Source organism: Streptomyces tubbatahanensis, from assembly GCF_022699385.1.
Classification (GTDB): Bacteria; Actinomycetota; Actinomycetes; order Streptomycetales; family Streptomycetaceae; genus Streptomyces; species Streptomyces diacarni.
Genome location: NZ_CP093846.1, coordinates 4,555,062 through 4,573,211, shown reverse-complemented (window position 1 = coordinate 4,573,211; position 18,150 = coordinate 4,555,062). Strand labels below are relative to the sequence as shown.

Annotated in this window: 11 protein-coding genes; 1 reads left to right on the top strand and 10 read right to left on the bottom strand. The window is 67.5% G+C overall.

The window, feature by feature from the left end; all coding sequences use genetic code 11:
- Nucleotides 1–193: 193 nt before the first annotated feature.
- Nucleotides 194–2,065 carry a coagulation factor 5/8 type domain-containing protein gene (locus tag MMF93_RS19675; RefSeq protein WP_242753367.1) on the top strand — a complete coding sequence of 624 codons (1,872 nt, stop codon included), beginning with the start codon at nt 194–196 and terminating at the stop codon, nt 2,063–2,065.
- A gap of 113 nt (nt 2,066–2,178) precedes the next feature.
- On the opposite strand, the gene tuf is transcribed toward MMF93_RS19675, so the two are convergent.
- The 10 genes from tuf to MMF93_RS19625 all read right to left on the bottom strand — a co-directional run bounded on the left by tuf (nt 2,179) and on the right by MMF93_RS19625 (nt 17,972).
- Nucleotides 2,179–3,372, bottom strand: coding sequence for an elongation factor Tu (tuf, locus tag MMF93_RS19670; protein WP_242753366.1), 1,194 nt, complete (start codon nt 3,370–3,372; stop codon nt 2,179–2,181).
- A gap of 256 nt (nt 3,373–3,628) precedes the next feature.
- Nucleotides 3,629–5,752, bottom strand: a complete 2,124-nt coding sequence (fusA, locus tag MMF93_RS19665; protein WP_242753365.1) for an elongation factor G — start codon at nt 5,750–5,752, stop codon at nt 3,629–3,631.
- Between the two features lie 39 nt (nt 5,753–5,791).
- The gene (gene rpsG / locus MMF93_RS19660; RefSeq protein WP_019354980.1) at nt 5,792–6,262 is read right to left on the bottom strand and encodes a 30S ribosomal protein S7; all 471 of its coding nucleotides are present in this window, start codon (nt 6,260–6,262) and stop codon (nt 5,792–5,794) included.
- 2 nt (nt 6,263–6,264) lie between these two features.
- On the bottom strand, nt 6,265–6,636 hold the full coding sequence (gene rpsL / locus MMF93_RS19655; RefSeq protein WP_003948652.1) for a 30S ribosomal protein S12: 372 nt from the start codon (nt 6,634–6,636) through the stop codon (nt 6,265–6,267).
- 356 nt (nt 6,637–6,992) lie between these two features.
- Nucleotides 6,993–7,460 carry a DUF1707 and DUF4190 domain-containing protein gene (locus tag MMF93_RS19650; RefSeq protein WP_114023683.1) on the bottom strand — a complete coding sequence of 156 codons (468 nt, stop codon included), beginning with the start codon at nt 7,458–7,460 and terminating at the stop codon, nt 6,993–6,995.
- A gap of 222 nt (nt 7,461–7,682) precedes the next feature.
- Nucleotides 7,683–11,597 (bottom strand): DNA-directed RNA polymerase subunit beta', encoded by a 3,915-nt coding sequence (locus MMF93_RS19645; protein ID WP_242753359.1) that lies wholly within the window; start codon nt 11,595–11,597, stop codon nt 7,683–7,685.
- Between the two features lie 117 nt (nt 11,598–11,714).
- Entirely contained in the window at nt 11,715–15,197 is a 3,483-nt protein-coding gene (gene rpoB / locus MMF93_RS19640) for a DNA-directed RNA polymerase subunit beta (protein WP_242753358.1), read from the bottom strand.
- A 532-nt stretch (nt 15,198–15,729) separates the two neighbouring features.
- The gene (gene rplL, locus MMF93_RS19635; RefSeq protein ID WP_242753357.1) at nt 15,730–16,119 is read right to left on the bottom strand and encodes a 50S ribosomal protein L7/L12; all 390 of its coding nucleotides are present in this window, start codon (nt 16,117–16,119) and stop codon (nt 15,730–15,732) included.
- A 116-nt stretch (nt 16,120–16,235) separates the two neighbouring features.
- Entirely contained in the window at nt 16,236–16,808 is a 573-nt protein-coding gene (gene rplJ / locus MMF93_RS19630; RefSeq protein WP_114023500.1) for a 50S ribosomal protein L10, read from the bottom strand.
- A 306-nt stretch (nt 16,809–17,114) separates the two neighbouring features.
- Nucleotides 17,115–17,972, bottom strand: coding sequence for an SCO4651 family lipoprotein (locus MMF93_RS19625; protein ID WP_242753356.1), 858 nt, complete (start codon nt 17,970–17,972; stop codon nt 17,115–17,117).
- Nucleotides 17,973–18,150: the final 178 nt, after the last annotated feature.

Below are 18,150 nucleotides of genomic sequence, written 5' to 3'. Positions count from 1 at the left end.
CCTGATCAGCCCGCGTTCTGCAACAACGTTGCGTAAATGCCCAGTTGGCGGGGGGCGCGATAAACATGCCATGAACACGCCATGCTTGCGTCGCAACTCTTGACGGCGGGTTCACGCCGTTGAAGCATGCATCGGCAAGAGCGCGCTCATCACCCCCCGCATCGTTCACCTGATGAACAAGGAGAAGGCGCCCATGCCCCCCACATCCCCGTCCCCCGACCCCTCTACCGGGCCCGACCCCTCCCCCGGCCCGGGCGCCCCGAAGTCGGGGCACCGCACGCCCAACCGCCGCACCGTCCTCACCGCCGCCGCGGTCGGCGCCGCGGCGGTCGGCGCGGCTGCGGCGCCCGCTCTGCTCGGCCTGACGGCACCGGCGTCGGCCGCCCCCGCCCGCGACACGCCCCGGGACGCGAAGGACCTGCCGGGCGGCGGCGACCTCGGCCCCAACGTCATCGTCTTCGATCCCTCGACCGCCGGCATCCAGGCCAAGCTGGACGAGATCTTCGCGCAGCAGGAGTCGGCGCAGTTCGGCGAAGGCCGCTACGCGTTGCTGTTCAAGCCGGGCAGCTACAGCGGGCTCAACGCCCAACTCGGCTTCTACACCTCCATCGCGGGGCTCGGGCTGTCCCCGGACGACACGACGATCAACGGTGACGTCACCGTGGACGCAGGCTGGTTCGACGGCAACGCCACCCAGAACTTCTGGCGTTCGGCCGAGAACCTCGCGCTCGTCCCCGTCAGCGGAACCAACAGGTGGGCCGTCTCGCAGGCGGCGCCGTTCCGGCGGATGCACGTACGCGGCGGGTTGAACCTGGCGCCCGACGGCTACGGCTGGGCGAGCGGCGGCTACATCGCGGACAGCCGGATCGACGGCGAGGTCGGGCCGTACTCGCAGCAGCAGTGGTACACCCGGGACAGCGCGGTCGGCGGCTGGCAGAACGCGGTGTGGAACATGGTCTTCTCCGGTGTGGAGGGGGCGCCCGCACAGAGCTTCCCCGACCCCCCGTACACCACGCTGGAGACCACACCGGTGTCCCGGGAGAAGCCGTTCCTCTACCTCGACGGGGGGGAGTACCGGGTCTTCCTGCCGGAGAAGCGGACCGACGCCCGCGGGGTGACCTGGGGCAACGGGACACCGCGCGGTACCTCGCTGCCGCTGTCGGAGTTCTATGTGGCCAAGCCCTCGGACACGGCTGCCACCCTCAACCAGGCGCTGGAACAGGGGCTGCACCTGCTGCTGACGCCGGGCGTCTACCGCCTCGATGAGCCGGTCAGCGTCGAGCGTGCCGGCACGGTCGTGCTCGGCCTCGGGTACGCCACGCTCATCCCGGAGGGAGGCGCGGCGGCGATGGAGGTGGCCGACGTCGACGGTGTGCGGCTGGCCGGCTTCCTCATCGACGCGGGCCCCGACAACTCCGAGACACTGCTTGAGGTGGGGCCCGAGGGGGCCTCCGCGGACCATGCCGCGGACCCGATCACCGTCCAGGACGTGTTCGTGCGGATCGGCGGGGCGGGCCCGGGCAAGGCGACCACCAGCATCGTCGTCAACAGCCGCCACACGATCATCGACCACACCTGGGTGTGGCGGGCCGACCACGGGGACGGGGTCGGCTGGGAGACCAACCGGGCCGACTACGGCGTCGTCGTGAACGGCGACGACATCCTGGCCACGGGCCTGTTCGTCGAGCACTTCAACAAGTACGACGTCCAGTGGTTCGGCCAGCGCGGGCGCACGATCTTCTTCCAGAACGAGAAGGCGTACGACGCGCCGGACCAGGCCGCCATCCAGAACGGCTCGATCAAGGGCTTCGCGGCCTACCGGGTCGGCGACGAGGTGACGTCCCACGAGGGGTGGGGCCTGGGCAGCTACTGCTTCTACAACGTCGACCCGACGATCGTGCAGCACCACGGGTTCGCCGCACCGGACAACGCGGGGGTGACCTTCCACGACCTGCTCGTCGTCTCGCTCGGCGGCAAGGGCCAGTACGAGCGGGTCATCAACGACACCGGCTCCCCCACCTCGGGCGACACGACGACACCCTCCACGGTGGTCTCCTACCCCTGACCCCGCAGGCAGGCGCCCCTACGGAAAGAGGGCCCGTACGGCGGTAAGCCGTACGGGCCCTCTTTCAGGCCGTGCGCCGAGCACCCCGCGAGGAGGTACTCAACGCGGCGAGGTCACTTGAGGATCTTGGTGACCTGGCCGGCGCCCACGGTCCGGCCACCCTCACGGATGGCGAACTTGAGGCCCTCTTCCATGGCGACGGGCTGGATGAGCTGGACGCTCATCTCGGTGTTGTCGCCCGGCATGACCATCTCGGTGCCCTCGGGGAGGGTCACGACGCCGGTCACGTCGGTGGTGCGGAAGTAGAACTGCGGGCGGTAGTTGTTGAAGAACGGGGTGTGGCGGCCACCCTCGTCCTTCGACAGGATGTAGGCCTGCGCCTCGAACTCGGTGTGCGGAGTGACCGAGCCCGGCTTGATGATGACCTGGCCGCGCTCGACGTCCTCGCGCTTGATACCGCGAAGCAGCAGACCGACGTTCTCACCGGCCTGGCCCTCGTCCAGCAGCTTCCGGAACATCTCGATGCCGGTGACCGTGGTCGAGGTCTTGGTGTCCTTGATGCCGATGATGTCGACGTTCTCGTTGACCTTCAGCACACCGCGCTCGATACGGCCGGTGACGACCGTACCGCGGCCGGTGATGGTGAAGACGTCCTCGATCGGCATCAGGAACGGCTTGTCGGTGTCGCGCTCCGGGGCCGGGATGGCCTCGTCGACGGCCGACATGAGCTTGACGATGGCCTCGCCCCACTCCTTGTCGCCCTCGAGCGCCTTGAGCGCGGAGACCTTGACGACCGGAACCTCGTCGCCCGGGAACTCGTACTCCGAGAGCAGCTCACGGACCTCGAGCTCGACGAGCTCCATGATCTCCTCGTCGTCCACCATGTCGGCCTTGTTCAGGGCGACGACGATGTACGGAACGCCGACCTGGCGGGCCAGGAGCACGTGCTCCTTGGTCTGCGGCATCGGGCCGTCGGTGGCGGCGACCACGAGGATGGCGCCGTCCATCTGGGCGGCACCGGTGATCATGTTCTTGATGTAGTCCGCGTGACCCGGGCAGTCGACGTGGGCGTAGTGACGGTTCTCCGTCTGGTACTCGACGTGCGCGATGGAGATGGTGATACCGCGCTGGCGCTCCTCGGGCGCCTTGTCGATGTTCTCGAACGCCGAGGCCTCGTTGAGGTCCGGGTACGCGTCGTGCAACACCTTGGTGATCGCCGCGGTAAGAGTGGTCTTGCCGTGGTCGATGTGACCGATGGTGCCGATGTTGACGTGCGGCTTAGTCCGCTCGAACTTCGCCTTCGCCACTGGGGTCCTCCTGTGGACTGGTGCTGTACACCCTCCACACTTTGCGGAGGGTCTCAGGTGGTCGTACCGAACCGGTCAGGACCCCGAGGGGGATGCCCTTGACCTGTTCGCTTGGGTGGGCCGGCGGACGGGGCTCCTCCGGCACGACCGCACAGGGACCAAGCGGTCCGAGCGGTTATGTACCGGAGTGCCCCGAATGCCTTTGCTCCAGCCTAAGGGGTGAGCTCGAAACTCCTGCCCGCCCCGGGCGAGTGCGTTACTCGCCCTTGGCCTTCGCGATGATCTCCTCGGCGACGTTCTTGGGAACCTCACCGTAGGAGTCGAACTGCATGGAGTACGTCGCACGACCGGAGGTCTTGCTGCGCAGGTCTCCGACGTAGCCGAACATCTCCGACAGCGGTACCAGGCCGGTCACGAGCTTCGCGTTGCCGCGCTCCTCCATCGACTGGACCTGGCCACGCCGCGAGTTGATGTCACCGATGACGTCGCCCATGTAGTCCTCGGGCGTGGTCACCTCGACCTTCATCAGCGGCTCCAGCAGAGCCGGGCTCGCCTTCCGAGCGGCTTCCTTGAACGCGATAGAACCCGCGATCTTGAACGCCATCTCGGAGGAGTCGACGTCGTGGAAGGCACCGTCGAGCAGCGTCACGCGGACACCGGTCAGCGGGTAGCCGGCCAGCACGCCGAACTCCATGGCCTCCTGGCAGCCCGCGTCCACGGACGGGATGTACTCCCGCGGGATGCGGCCACCGGTGACCTGGTTGACGAACTCGTAGCCGTCGCCCTCAAGCGGCTCGACAGAGATCTGCACCTTCGCGAACTGACCGGAACCACCGGTCTGCTTCTTGTGGGTGTAATCGACCTTGTCGACCTTCTTGCGGAGCGACTCGCGGTAGGCCACCTGCGGCTTGCCGACGTTGGCCTCGACCTTGAACTCGCGCTTCATACGGTCGACCAGCACGTCGAGGTGCAGCTCGCCCATACCCGAGATGATCGTCTGGCCGGTGTCCTCGTTGGTCTTGACCTGGAAGGACGGGTCCTCCTCGGCCAGCCGCTGAATGGCGACACCCAGCTTCTCCTGGTCGCCCTTGGACTTGGGCTCGATGGCGACCTCGATGACCGGGGCCGGGAAGTCCATCGACTCCAGGATGACGGGGTTGCCCGCGTCGCAGAGGGTCTCACCGGTGGTGGTCTGCTTGAGACCCATGACGGCGACGATGTCGCCGGCACCCACCGACTCGATCTCCTCCCGCTTGTTGGAGTGCATGCGGTAGATCTTGCCGATGCGCTCCTTGCGGCCCTTGATCGAGTTCGTCACCTGGGAACCGGTCTGGATCCGGCCCGAGTAGACCCGGATGAAGGTCAGCTTGCCCAGGTGCGGGTCACTGGCGATCTTGAAGGCGAGCGCGGACATCGGCTCGTCCTCGGACGGACGACGCTTGATGACCTCGTCGGCGTCCTTCGGGTTGTGACCCTCGATGGCCTCGACGTCCAGCGGCGACGGAAGGTAGCGGGCGATGCCGTCGAGCAGGGGCTGCACGCCCTTGTTCTTGAACGCGGTGCCGCAGAACACCGGGGTCACCGTGATGGTGCCCTCGGCGCCCGTGGACGCCAGCGTGACCCGGCGGATCGCCGCGATGAGCTGCTCCTCGGAGGGCTCCTCGCCCTCCAGGTACAGCTCCATCATCTCTTCGTCGTTCTCCGCGACGGCCTCGAGCAGCTTGCCGCGCCACTCGTCTGCCGCCTCGGTGTGGGTGTCCGGGATGTCGACGGTGTCGTACATCTCGCCCATCTTGGCCTCGGGGGACCAGACGAGCGCCTTCATCTTCACCAGGTCGACGACACCGCGGAAGTCCGCCTCGGTGCCGATCGGCAGCTGCATGACCAGCGGCACCGCGCCCAGGCGGTCACTGATCATGTCGACGCAGCGGTGGAACTCGGCGCCGGTGCGGTCGAGCTTGTTGACGAAGCAGATGCGCGGGACGCCGTAACGGTCGGCCTGCCGCCAGACCGTCTCCGACTGCGGCTCCACACCCGCCACACCGTCGAACACCGTGACCGCGCCGTCGAGCACGCGCAGCGCGCGCTCCACCTCGACGGTGAAGTCGACGTGGCCCGGGGTGTCGATGATGTTGATGGTGTGGTCGACGCCGTTGAGCGGCCAGTGAGTGGTCGTCGCGGCGCTCGTGATGGTGATGCCGCGTTCCTGCTCCTGCGCCATCCAGTCCATCGTGGCAGCGCCGTCGTGGACCTCACCGATCTTGTAGCTGCGACCGGTGTAGAAGAGGATCCGCTCGGTCGTCGTCGTCTTGCCCGCGTCGATGTGGGCCATGATCCCAATGTTGCGGACCTTGGCCAGGTCAAGTGAAGTGGTAGCCATAAGGCTTCAGTCTTCTCTCGGTCTCGATGGGGAAAGCGACTACCAGCGGTAGTGCGCGAAGGCCTTGTTGGACTCGGCCATCTTGTGCGTGTCCTCACGCTTCTTGACGGCGGCGCCGAGACCGTTCGAGGCGTCGAGCAGCTCGTTCATGAGGCGTTCGGTCATGGTCTTCTCGCGGCGGGCGCGGGAGTAACCCACGATCCAGCGCAGCGCGAGCGTGGAGGAACGGCCGGGACGGACCTCGACCGGAACCTGGTAGGTGGCGCCACCGACGCGGCGGGAGCGGACCTCGAGGGTCGGCTTCACGTTCTCCAGCGCGCGCTTGAGGGTGATGACCGGGTCGTTGCCGGTCTTCTCGCGCAGCCCCTCCATGGCGCCGTAGACGATGCGCTCGGCGGTGGAGCGCTTGCCGTTCAGCAGCACCTTGTTGATGAGGGAGGTCACCAGAGGAGAGCCGTAGACCGGGTCGATGATGACCGGGCGCTTCGGGGCAGGGCCCTTACGAGGCATTCTTACTTCTCCTTCTTGGCGCCGTAGCGGCTGCGAGCCTGCTTGCGGTTCTTGACGCCCTGCGTGTCGAGGGAGCCGCGGATGATCTTGTAGCGAACACCCGGCAGGTCCTTCACACGGCCACCGCGCACGAGCACGATCGAGTGCTCCTGCAGGTTGTGGCCCTCACCCGGAATGTAGGCAGTGACCTCGATCCCGCTGGTCAGGCGCACACGGGCGACCTTGCGCAGGGCCGAGTTCGGCTTCTTCGGGGTGGTCGTGAACACACGCGTGCAGACGCCGCGGCGCTGGGGCGAACCCTCCAGTGCGGGCGTCTTGTTCTTCTCGACCTTGTCCTGCCGGCCCTTGCGGACCAGCTGCTGGATCGTAGGCACCGTTTCTCCGGTTTCTGTGTGCCAGTCTCGGTAAAGCTAACCTGGGCCACGCCCCGACCCACGAGGTCGGGTGTGTCGAAGACTGCAGATCCGCGCTGAGGGCGGAAGACTTCTCCGTGGTGAGAAGCATGCAGATCCCGGTGTCACCGGCCGCGCGGCCCTTGCCCGCTCTCGCGGAGGACAACTGCGCAGGGGACACCCCAGGCACAGAGAACGAGGGTACCTACCTCATCGGCCTGGGTCAAAACAACAGCGACCGGCCACCATAGCCTCCCCGACCTGCGAGAAGAAGAGCGCCTCACCCGACACCCCGCCCGGCGTGCCGGACCGGTCCCCCGCAGGGGACCCGGCAGACCTCAGACCGAGGCCACCACCGCGAGAATGAGCGCCAGCGTGAACCCGATGGCCAGCCAGCCCAGCACCAGGCCCGCCGTCGCGAAACCGGAGCCCTCTTCCCCCGACCTGCGGATCTGCGCCTTCGCCAGGTGCCCAAGAATCACCGCGGGCAGAGCCGTGACCCCGTACATCGGGGTGAGGATGCCGCACACCAGCGCCCCGATGGCCATGCCGTTGGTCCTCGGCGGCGGCGCAGGCAGAAAGGTGCGGGGCACCGGCTGGTAGGCCGGGGGCGGCTGCGGTACGGGCGGCATCGGCACGGGCCCTTGCGGCAGATCCGCCAGCAGCATCTGCAACTCGGCGTACGTCTGCGCCTGCGAGGCCCTCGTCAGCCGCTGCTCGTACTCGGCCTGGCCCAGCCGGCCCTCGCTGAAGCCGGCCTTCAGCACGTCGATGGCCCGTTCCCGGTCCGTGTGCGATGCCCGCATCGCACCCACCTGCTGCTCCCCCCGGCTCGGCACGCCCTCGGGATTCCACGGTCCGAACGCCACTGGCCCCCACCTCCCAGCTCGCTTGCAGTCCCTCCATCATCCATGACGCCGACCGCCCGTGACCGGTTCACCCGCACTCCGATACGGCGACGGGGCGGCCACCGTCCTCGGTGACCGCCCCTGTGCGCGCCCGGCCGGCCTCAGCGGCCGACCCGTGCCTTACGCGTTGTACGGACCGTAGTCGTAGTCCTCCAGCGGAACCGCCTGGCCGGAGCCCGTGCCGAAGGGCGAGTAGTCGATGTCGTCGTAACCGACGGCCGAGTACATCGCGGCCTTCGCCTCCTCGGTCGGCTCGACCCGGATGTTGCGGTAGCGGGACAGGCCCGTACCGGCCGGGATGAGCTTACCGATGATGACGTTCTCCTTGAGGCCGATCAGGGAGTCCGACTTGGCGTTGATCGCCGCGTCGGTCAAAACCCTGGTCGTCTCCTGGAAGGACGCCGCCGACAGCCAGGACTCCGTGGCCAGCGAGGCCTTGGTGATGCCCATCAGCTGCGGACGTCCGGAGGCCGGGGAGCCGCCCTCCTGGACCACGCGCCGGTTCTCGCCCTCGAACTTGGTGCGCTCCACCAGCTCGCCGGGCAGCAGCTCGGCGTCGCCGGACTCGATGATCGTCACACGGCGGAGCATCTGCCGGATGATGATCTCGATGTGCTTGTCGTGGATCGACACACCCTGCGAGTTGTAGACCTTCTGGACCTCGCCCACCAGGTGCACCTGCACCGCGCGCTGGCCGAGGATACGGAGCACGTCGTGCGGGTTCTCCGTACCGACGGTCAGCTTCTGGCCGACCGAGACGTGGTCGCCCTCGCCCACCAGCAGACGGGCGCGCTTGGAGACGCTGTAGGAGGTCTCGTCCGAGCCGTCGTCCGGGGTGACGACGACCTTCTTGGTCTTCTCCGTCTCCTCGATGCGGCAGCGGCCCGCCGACTCGGAGATCGGCGCCACGCCCTTGGGCGTACGGGCCTCGAACAGCTCGACGACACGCGGCAGACCCTGCGTGATGTCGTCACCCGCCACACCACCGGTGTGGAAGGTACGCATCGTCAGCTGGGTGCCGGGCTCACCGATCGACTGGGCCGCGATGATGCCGACGGCCTCGCCGATGTCCACCAGCTTGCCGGTGGCCAGCGAGCGGCCGTAGCACATGGCACAGGTGCCCACCTGGGACTCGCAGGTGAGGATGGACCGCGTCTTGACGGTCTCCACACCGTGCCTGACCAGCTCGTCGATGAGCACGTCGCCCAGGTCGGTGCCGGCCGGGGCCAGCACCATGCCGTCGACGACGATGTCCTCGGCGAGGCAGCGCGCGTACACGCTGGTCTCGGCGTCCTCCGCCTTGCGCAGCACGCCGTCGGCGCCCTTGGAGGCGATCGACAGCTTGAGGCCGCGCTCGGTGCCGCAGTCCTCCTCGCGGATGATCACGTCCTGGGAGACGTCGACCAGACGACGGGTGAGGTAACCCGAGTCCGCGGTACGCAGGGCGGTGTCGGCGAGACCCTTACGGGCACCGTGCGTGGAGATGAAGTACTCCAGCACGGAGAGACCCTCACGGAACGACGCCTTGATGGGCCGCGGGATGGTCTCGTTCTTCGCGTTCGACACCAGACCGCGCATACCGGCGATCTGACGCATCTGCATCATGTTCCCTCGGGCGCCCGAGTCCACCATCATGAAGATCGGGTTCGTCTTCGGGAAGTTCTCGTTCATCGCCTCGGAGACGTCGTTCGTCGCCTTGGTCCAGATCGCGATGAGCTCCTGCGTGCGCTCGTCCTTGGTGATCAGACCGCGCTCGTACTGCTTCTGGACCTTCTCGTCCTGCGCCTCGTAACCGGCGATGATCTCCGGCTTGGCGTCCGGGACGACGACGTCCGAGATCGCGATCGTCACACCCGAGCGGGTCGCCCAGAAGTAACCGGCCGACTTCAGGTTGTCCAGCGCCGCGGCGACCGTCACCTTCGGGTAGCGCTCGGCCAGGTCGTTGACGATCTGGGAGAGCTGCTTCTTGCCCACCGTGTACTCGACGTACGGGTACTCCTCGGGCAGCAGCTCGTTGAAGAGCGCACGGCCCAGGGTGGTGTGCAGCCGGAACGGGTCTCCCGGCTGCCACTCGGCGGCGAACTCGCCCTCGGCACCCTCCTCGGGCACCGGCGGCGTCCAGCCCAGCGGCGGGGTGGTGCCGACCGGGAACCGGATGTCGATCTTCGCCTGGAGCGACAGCTCCCCGGCGTCGAACGCCATCACCGCTTCCGCGGTCGAGTTGAACGAGCGCCCGTCGCCCTTGGTGACGCGCTGCTCCTCGTCCGTGGTGAGGAAGAACAGACCCAGAACCATGTCCTGCGTCGGCATCGTCACGGGACGGCCGTCGGCCGGCTTGAGGATGTTGTTCGAGGACAGCATCAGGATGCGGGCCTCGGCCTGCGCCTCCGCGGACAGCGGCAGGTGCACGGCCATCTGGTCACCGTCGAAGTCCGCGTTGAACGCGGTGCACACGAGCGGGTGGATCTGAATGGCCTTGCCCTCGACCAGCTGCGGCTCGAAGGCCTGGATGCCCAGGCGGTGCAGCGTCGGCGCACGGTTCAGCAGCACCGGGTGCTCGGCGATGACCTCTTCCAGCACGTCGTAGACGACCGTGCGGCCGCGCTCGACCATCCGCTTGGCGCTCTTGATGTTCTGCGCGTGGTTCAGGTCCACCAGGCGCTTCATCACGAACGGCTTGAACAGCTCCAGCGCCATCGCCTTCGGCAGACCGCACTGGTGCAGCTTGAGCTGCGGGCCGACGACGATGACCGAACGCGCCGAGTAGTCGACACGCTTGCCGAGCAGGTTCTGGCGGAAGCGGCCCTGCTTGCCCTTGAGCATGTCGGACAGCGACTTGAGCGGACGGTTGCCGGGCCCGGTGACCGGACGGCCGCGCCGGCCGTTGTCGAACAGCGCGTCGACGGCCTCCTGGAGCATCCGCTTCTCGTTGTTCACGATGATCTCGGGCGCACCGAGGTCGAGCAGACGCTTCAGCCGGTTGTTGCGGTTGATGACGCGGCGGTACAGGTCGTTCAGGTCGGAGGTCGCGAAGCGGCCACCGTCCAGCTGCACCATCGGACGCAGGTCCGGCGGGATGACCGGCACGCAGTCCAGCACCATGCCCTTGGGGCTGTTGCTGGTCTGCAGGAACGCGGAGACGACCTTGAGCCGCTTGAGGGCACGGGTCTTCTTCTGGCCCTTACCGGTGCGGATCACCTCACGGAGCTTCTCCGCCTCCTCGTCCAGGTCGAAGGTCTCCAGGCGCTTCTGCAGGGCAGCGGCGCCCATGGAGCCGTCGAAGTAGGTCCCGAAGCGGTCGCGCAGCTCGCGGTAGAGCAGCTCGTCCCCCTCCAGGTCCTGGACCTTGAGGTTCTTGAAGCGGCTCCACACCTCGTCGAGGCGGTCGATCTCGCGCTGGGCGCGGTCGCGGATCTGCTTCATCTCGCGCTCGGCGCCCTCGCGCACCTTGCGGCGCACGTCCGCCTTGGCGCCCTCGGCCTCCAGCTCGGCCAGGTCGCCTTCCTGCTTCTTGGCGCGGGCCTCGAGGTCGGCGTCACGGCGCTGCTCGATCTGCTGGCGCTCCACGCCGACGTGCGCCTCCAGGGAGGGCAGGTCGCGGGTGCGGCGCTCCTCGTCGACGTACGTGATCATGTACGCCGCGAAGTAGATGACCTTCTCCAGGTCCTTCGGCGCCAGGTCGAGCAGGTAGCCCAGGCGGGACGGCACGCCCTTGAAGTACCAGATGTGGGTGACGGGCGCGGCCAGCTCGATGTGGCCCATCCGCTCACGGCGCACCTTGGCGCGGGTCACCTCGACGCCGCAGCGCTCACAGATGATGCCCTTGAAGCGGACGCGCTTGTACTTGCCGCAGTAGCACTCCCAGTCCCGGGTGGGACCGAAGATCTTCTCGCAGAAGAGTCCGTCCTTCTCGGGCTTGAGGGTGCGGTAGTTGATGGTCTCCGGCTTTTTGACCTCGCCGTGCGACCACTGACGGATGTCGTCAGCGGTGGCCAGGCCGATTCGCAGTTCGTCGAAGAAGTTGACGTCGAGCACTCTCGTCAATCCCTCTCAGGGTCGTGCCCCCCGCCGCGGCGGTACAGGGGCAGGTTCATGGTCTGAACGGGGTCGCGGGGAGGGCCGGGACGCGGGCGCGCGCCCCGGCCGACTCCGTCAGACCTCTTCGACGCTGCTCGGCTCGCGCCGGGACAGGTCGATTCCGAGCTCCTCCGCCGCGCGGAAGACGTCCTCGTCGGTGTCGCGCATCTCGATCGACATGCCGTCCGACGACAGCACCTCGACGTTGAGGCAGAGCGACTGCATCTCCTTGATGAGCACCTTGAAGGACTCGGGGATACCCGGCTCGGGGATGTTCTCGCCCTTGACGATGGCCTCGTAGACCTTCACGCGTCCGGTGACGTCGTCGGACTTGATGGTGAGCAGCTCCTGCAGCGCGTACGCGGCGCCGTACGCCTCCAGGGCCCACACCTCCATCTCACCGAAGCGCTGGCCACCGAACTGGGCCTTACCACCCAGCGGCTGCTGGGTGATCATGCTGTACGGACCGGTCGACCGCGCGTGCAGCTTGTCGTCGACCAGGTGGTGCAGCTTGAGGATGTACATGTAGCCGACGGAGATCGGGTCCGGGAACGGCTCGCCGGAGCGGCCGTCGAACAGCTGCGCCTTGCCGGACGGCTGGACCATGCGGTCACCGTCGCGGTTGGGCATCGTGGACTCGAACAGACCGGCGATCTCGTCCTCGCGGGCACCGTCGAAGACCGGCGTGGCCACGTTGGTCTTCGGCGCCACCTCGTCGGCGCCGATCGCCTTCAGCCGCTCCATCCACTCCTCGGAGCCCTCGACCTTCCAGCCCTGGGAGGCCAGCCAGCCCAGGTGGATCTCCAGGACCTGGCCCGGGTTCATCCGGGAGGGGACACCCAGCGGGTTGAGGATGATGTCGACCGGGGTGCCGTCCTCCAGGAACGGCATGTCCTCGACCGGCAGGATCTTGGAGATGACGCCCTTGTTGCCGTGCCGGCCCGCGAGCTTGTCACCGTCGGTGATCTTGCGCTTCTGCGCGACGTAGACGCGCACCAGCTGGTTGACGCCCGGAGGCAGCTCGTCGCCCTCCTCGCGGTCGAAGACGCGCACGCCGATGACCTTGCCGGTCTCGCCGTGCGGCACCTTCAGCGAGGTGTCACGGACCTCGCGCGCCTTCTCGCCGAAGATCGCGCGCAGCAGCCGCTCCTCGGGGGTCAGCTCGGTCTCACCCTTCGGGGTGACCTTGCCGACGAGGATGTCGCCCGCCTCGACCTCGGCGCCGATGCGGATGATGCCGCGCTCGTCGAGGTCGGCCAGGACCTCCTCGGAGACGTTCGGGATGTCCCGGGTGATCTCCTCGGGGCCCAGCTTGGTGTCACGGGCGTCGACCTCGTGCTCCTCGATGTGGATCGAGGAGAGGACGTCGTCCTGCACCAGCCGCTGGCTGAGGATGATCGCGTCCTCGTAGTTGTAGCCCTCCCACGGCATGAACGCCACGAGCAGGTTCTTGCCGAGCGCCATCTCACCCTCGTCGGTGGACGGGCCGTCGGCCAGCACCTGGCCCTCGATGACGCGGGCGCCCTCGTCCACCAGCACCTTCTGGTTGAAGGAGGTGCCCTGGTTGGAGCGGGTGAACTTGGCGACGCGGTAGGTGGTGTAGGTGCCGTCGTCGTTGGCCACCGTGACGTAGTCGGCGGAGACCTCCTGGACGACACCGTCCTTCTCGGCCTTGATGACGTCACCGGCGTCGACCGCGCAGCGGTACTCCATGCCGGTGCCCACCAGCGGCGACTCGGCCTTGATGAGCGGCACGGCCTGCCGCATCATGTTCGAGCCCATCAGGGCGCGGTTGGCGTCGTCGTGCTCCAGGAAGGGGATCATGGCCGTCGCGACCGACACCATCTGGCGCGGCGAGACGTCCATGTAGTCCACCTCGTCACCCGGGATCAGGTCGACCTCGCCGCCACGGCGGCGGACGAGGACCCGGTCCTCGGCGAAGCGCATCTCCTCGGTGAGGGGCGCGTTCGCCTGGGCGATCACGAAGCGGTCCTCCTCGTCGGCGGTGAGGTAGTGCGCCTCGTCGCTGACGACACCGCCGACCACCTTGCGGTACGGCGTCTCGACGAAGCCGAACGCGTTCACGCGGCCGTAGGAGGCGAGCGAGCCGATCAGGCCGATGTTCGGGCCTTCCGGCGTCTCGATCGGGCACATCCGGCCGTAGTGCGAGGGGTGCACGTCACGGACCTCGAAGCCGGCCCGCTCACGGCTGAGACCACCCGGGCCCAGCGCGTTGAGGCGGCGCTTGTGGGTGAGACCCGAGATCGGGTTCGTCTGGTCCATGAACTGCGACAGCTGGCTGGTGCCGAAGAACTCCTTGATGGAGGCGACGACCGGCCGGATGTTGATCAGCGTCTGCGGCGTGATCGCCTCGACGTCCTGCGTGGTCATCCGCTCGCGGACGACGCGCTCCATACGGGCGAGACCGGTGCGGACCTGGTTTTGGATCAGCTCGCCGACGTTGCGCAGACGGCGGTTGCCGAAGTGGTCGATGTCGTCGGTCTCGATGATGATCGTGTCGCCCTCGGCTGAGGTCGACTCGGTCTCACCGGCGTGCAGCTTCACCAGGTACTTGATCGTGGCGATGATGTCGGCGCTGGTGAGCACGCCGGAGTTCAGCGGCTCCTCGCCGCCGAGCTTCTTGTTGATCTTGTACCGGCCGACCTTGGCCAGGTCGTAGCGCTTCGGGTTGAAGTAGAGGTTCTCCAGCAGCGTCTGCGCGGCCTCGCGCGTCGGCGGCTCGCCAGGACGCAGCTTGCGGTAGATGTCGAGCAGCGCGTCGTCCTGGCCCTGGGTGTGGTCCTTCTCCAGGGTGGCGCGCATCGACTCGTACTGGCCGAACTCCTCGAGAATCTGCTCGTTCGTCCACCCGAGCGCCTTGAGCAGCACGGTGACGGACTGCTTGCGCTTGCGGTCGATGCGCACACCGACCATGTCGCGCTTGTCGACCTCCATCTCCAGCCAGGCACCCCGGGACGGGATGATCTTGGCGGAGTAGATGTCCTTGTCGGACGTCTTGTCGATGGAGCTGTCGAAGTAGGCGCCCGGCGAGCGGACGAGCTGCGTGACGACGACACGCTCGGTGCCGTTGATCACGAAGGTGCCCTTGTCGGTCATGAGCGGGAAGTCGCCCATGAAGACCGTCTGGGACTTGATCTCACCGGTTTCGTTGTTGGTGAACTCCGCCGTGACGAAGAGCGGCGCGGCGTAGGTGAAGTCGCGCTCCTTGCACTCGTCGATGGAGTTCTTCGGGGGCTCGAAGCGGTGGTCGCGGAACGTCAGCGACATCGAGCCGGAGAAGTCCTCGATCGGGGAGATCTCCTCGAAGATCTCCTCCAGACCGGACTTGGTGGGAACATCCTGTCCACTGTCCAGCGCAGCCTCGACGCGTCCCTTCCAGGCGTCGTTGCCGAGCAGCCAGTCGAAGCTCTCGGTCTGGAGCGCGAGAAGGTTCGGAACCTCCAGCGGTTCCTTGATCTTCGCAAAAGAGATACGCAGCGGGGCAGTGCTGGCGCCGTTGTTCGAATTGGCAGTCGAGGCAGTGCGCGAGGCGGCCAAGAGGGGGTCCTTCCGAGGGCTCGGACTCTCTACACGCATACCGGCACCCCTGGTGACGGGCAGGGGGCAGCTAATAGGCAGCGCAAAGGGTCAGTGTAGCCACATGACCCACTGATGTCCAATACGGATGACAGGAAACCGGCTCACGCCCCGGTCTCCACCTCCTGTTGATTGTTCTTCTCGTTCCGCCCCCGCCCCCGGCGGCCTCGATTCGCCGGGACGGATGTGCTCGGCTGCGGTGCTGCGTGCCTGCCGCAACACTTCCCGCTTCGTCCTCGATCCATGCCTCGGAAACCGGATCAGTGTGACGACGCGTCCCGAGAATTGCGCGCTGTGTGCCGTTCGTCAAGGCCCCCAGGAGCAACGAAGATCACCATACCCGCCACCACCGGCACACGGTGCGACCGTCCGGCAACGCCGAAGGGCGACCACCCGTCTGGGTGATCGCCCTCCGTTTGTCCGCCTCCCCCCGCGGGGTGGCGGACGGTGTACCGCGATGACTCGGCGGGCCCCAGGCCCGCCGAGCCGTGGGTCACTTGACCTCGACCGAGGCGCCGGCGCCCTCGAGGGACTCCTTGGCCTTGTCGGCGGCGTCCTTGGCGACCTTCTCGAGGACCGGCTTCGGGGTGCCGTCCACGAGCTCCTTGGCCTCCTTGAGACCCAGCGAGGTCAGCTCACGCACGACCTTGATGACCTGGATCTTCTTGTCGCCGGCACCGGTCAGGATGACGTCGAACTCGTCCTGCTCCTCGGCGGCGGCCTCGCCGCCACCACCCTGCGCCGGGGCCTGCACGACGGCGGCGGCCGGGGCGGCGGCCTCGACGTCGAACTTCTCCTCGAACTTCTTCACGAAGTCGGAGAGCTCGATCAGGGTCATCTCCTCGAACTGGGAGAGCAGTTCGTCCTGGCTGAGCTTCGCCATGGTTGCGGGTCCTTCCACTTAGTCGGCTGGTGCCGTATCGATGTGTCGGCGGGCTTACGGCCCGCTGCGACCGGGTGCGGAGCGTCTGCGCCTGCCCCCGTCGGGGGCGGAGCGGACTACTCGGCCTCGGCCTCGGCGGGAGCCGTGGTGTCGGCACCGCCCTGCTCTTCGACCTTGCTGCGAAGCGCGTCCGCGGTGCGGACGAACTTCGAGAGCGGGGCCTGGAAGGTCGCCGCGGCCTTGGCCATGGACGCCTTCATGCCACCGGCCAGCTTGGCGAGCAGCACCTCGCGGGACTCGACGTCCGCGAGCTTGTTCAGGTCGTCGGCGGCGTACAGGGCACCGTCGACGATGCCGCCCTTGATCACGAGGGCGGGGTTCTCCTTGGCGAAGTCACGAAGACCCTTCGCCGCCTCGACCGGGTCACCGGTCACGAAGGCGACAGCCGAAGAGCCCGTCAGGAACTCGTCCAGCTCGTTGATCCCGGCCTCGTTGGCCGCGATCTTGGTCAGCGTGTTCTTCACCACACGGTACTGAGCGTTGTCACCGAGCGCACGGCGCAGCTGCTTGAGCTGGGCCACGGAGAGTCCGGTGTACGCGGTGACCACAGCGGCGTTCGAGTCACGGAACTTGTTCGTGATCTCGTCGACGGCTGCGATCTTGTCAGGCGCGACCTGTTCCCTCGCCATGAGCCTCGGCCTCCTTCCGGTGATGAGGACCGCTCGGAAGGGGCTGAACACGACGAACGCCCCAGCGCAGGCGCGTGGGGCGTCGACTCGACCGACACGCACACGGCACGTCGGGAGTGTGTTCCTCAAGTCACCTGCGCGGGTCGTCCGCAGCGAGCGGATCCTTCGGCCACCGGCGCTCTGAGCGCGCACGACGACGACCAGCGGTCTTTGGCTTCGCACACGAGAGTACGCGAGCGGGCCCGGGAGCGCCAAATCCGGCTTCCCGGGCCGACGAGGCAGCCCCGGCCCGCGCCCGGTTTCCCGTCAGCTGCGGGCCGCGCCCGCGCCCGGTCCCTGGCTGCTGACCTGAGAGGCCGGCGGAGCCTGGACGTCGACCTCGGTGCCATAGTCCGAGTAGTAGACCGTGCCGTCGGACCCGGTGCCCTTCGCGGTCTTGGCCACCTCGCGCTTCTTGACCAGCAGGTCGTCCTCATCGATCCACAGATCGATCTTCTCCTTCTCCAGGCCGGCCTGCTTGAACTGCTTCTCCAGCGCCTTCTTGTCCGACTCCGACAGATCCTTGGACTGCATCCGCACCAACTCGGAGAGGGTGAGAGTGCCGGTGTAGTGCGTGGTCTTCTTGCCGCGCACGGTCTCCTCGCCCATGGCCTTGACCTTGCCGCTCGCCAGCAGCAGCTGTACGGAGCGGGCCGGGTTGTTGTTCTGCGCCTGGTCCTTCATCAGCGCGCCGGAGGGGCCCTGCTTGGCGAGCTCGTCGTAGTCGATCTTCGACCACGGCTTGCCGCCGGTCTGCTTCGCAGACTTCATGTACATCCCGTCGGACAGGTACCGGACCTCGGACTGCCGTCCGGCGACGGTCACCTGCGCCTCGCCCTGGATGCCGCCGGAGGACCAGTCAAAGGCGCCCTCCGTCTTGACCCTCAGCGTCTTCCCCGGCACAGCGCTCTGCTTCTGCACCCCGCTGGCCTTCGCGGAGTTCTTCTCCTCCGTGGCCGTCGAGGCCCTCTTCAGCGCCGCCAGGGCGCCCTGCACAGCCGAGCCGCCGCCCTTCGCCTCGTCCCCGCCCCCGCCCCCGCCGTCGGCCTTCTCGCTGCCGCAGGCCGTCAGGCCCGTCATCAGTGCGACGCCCGCCGCCACGGCCGCTATCCGCGTGCTGCGCATGGAACTCCCCCTGTTCGTCCGTGCACGGACCCGTGGGGCCCGCTCTTTATCGGAACCTAATGCGACGGCAGAGACGACCGGAGTGGGGGAACGGGTTCCGCCTCCGCGGAGCGCTGAACCGCGGGACCCGCCAACGGCGAAGGCCGGTGCCCGCCCCGGGTGAGGGGCGGGCACCGGC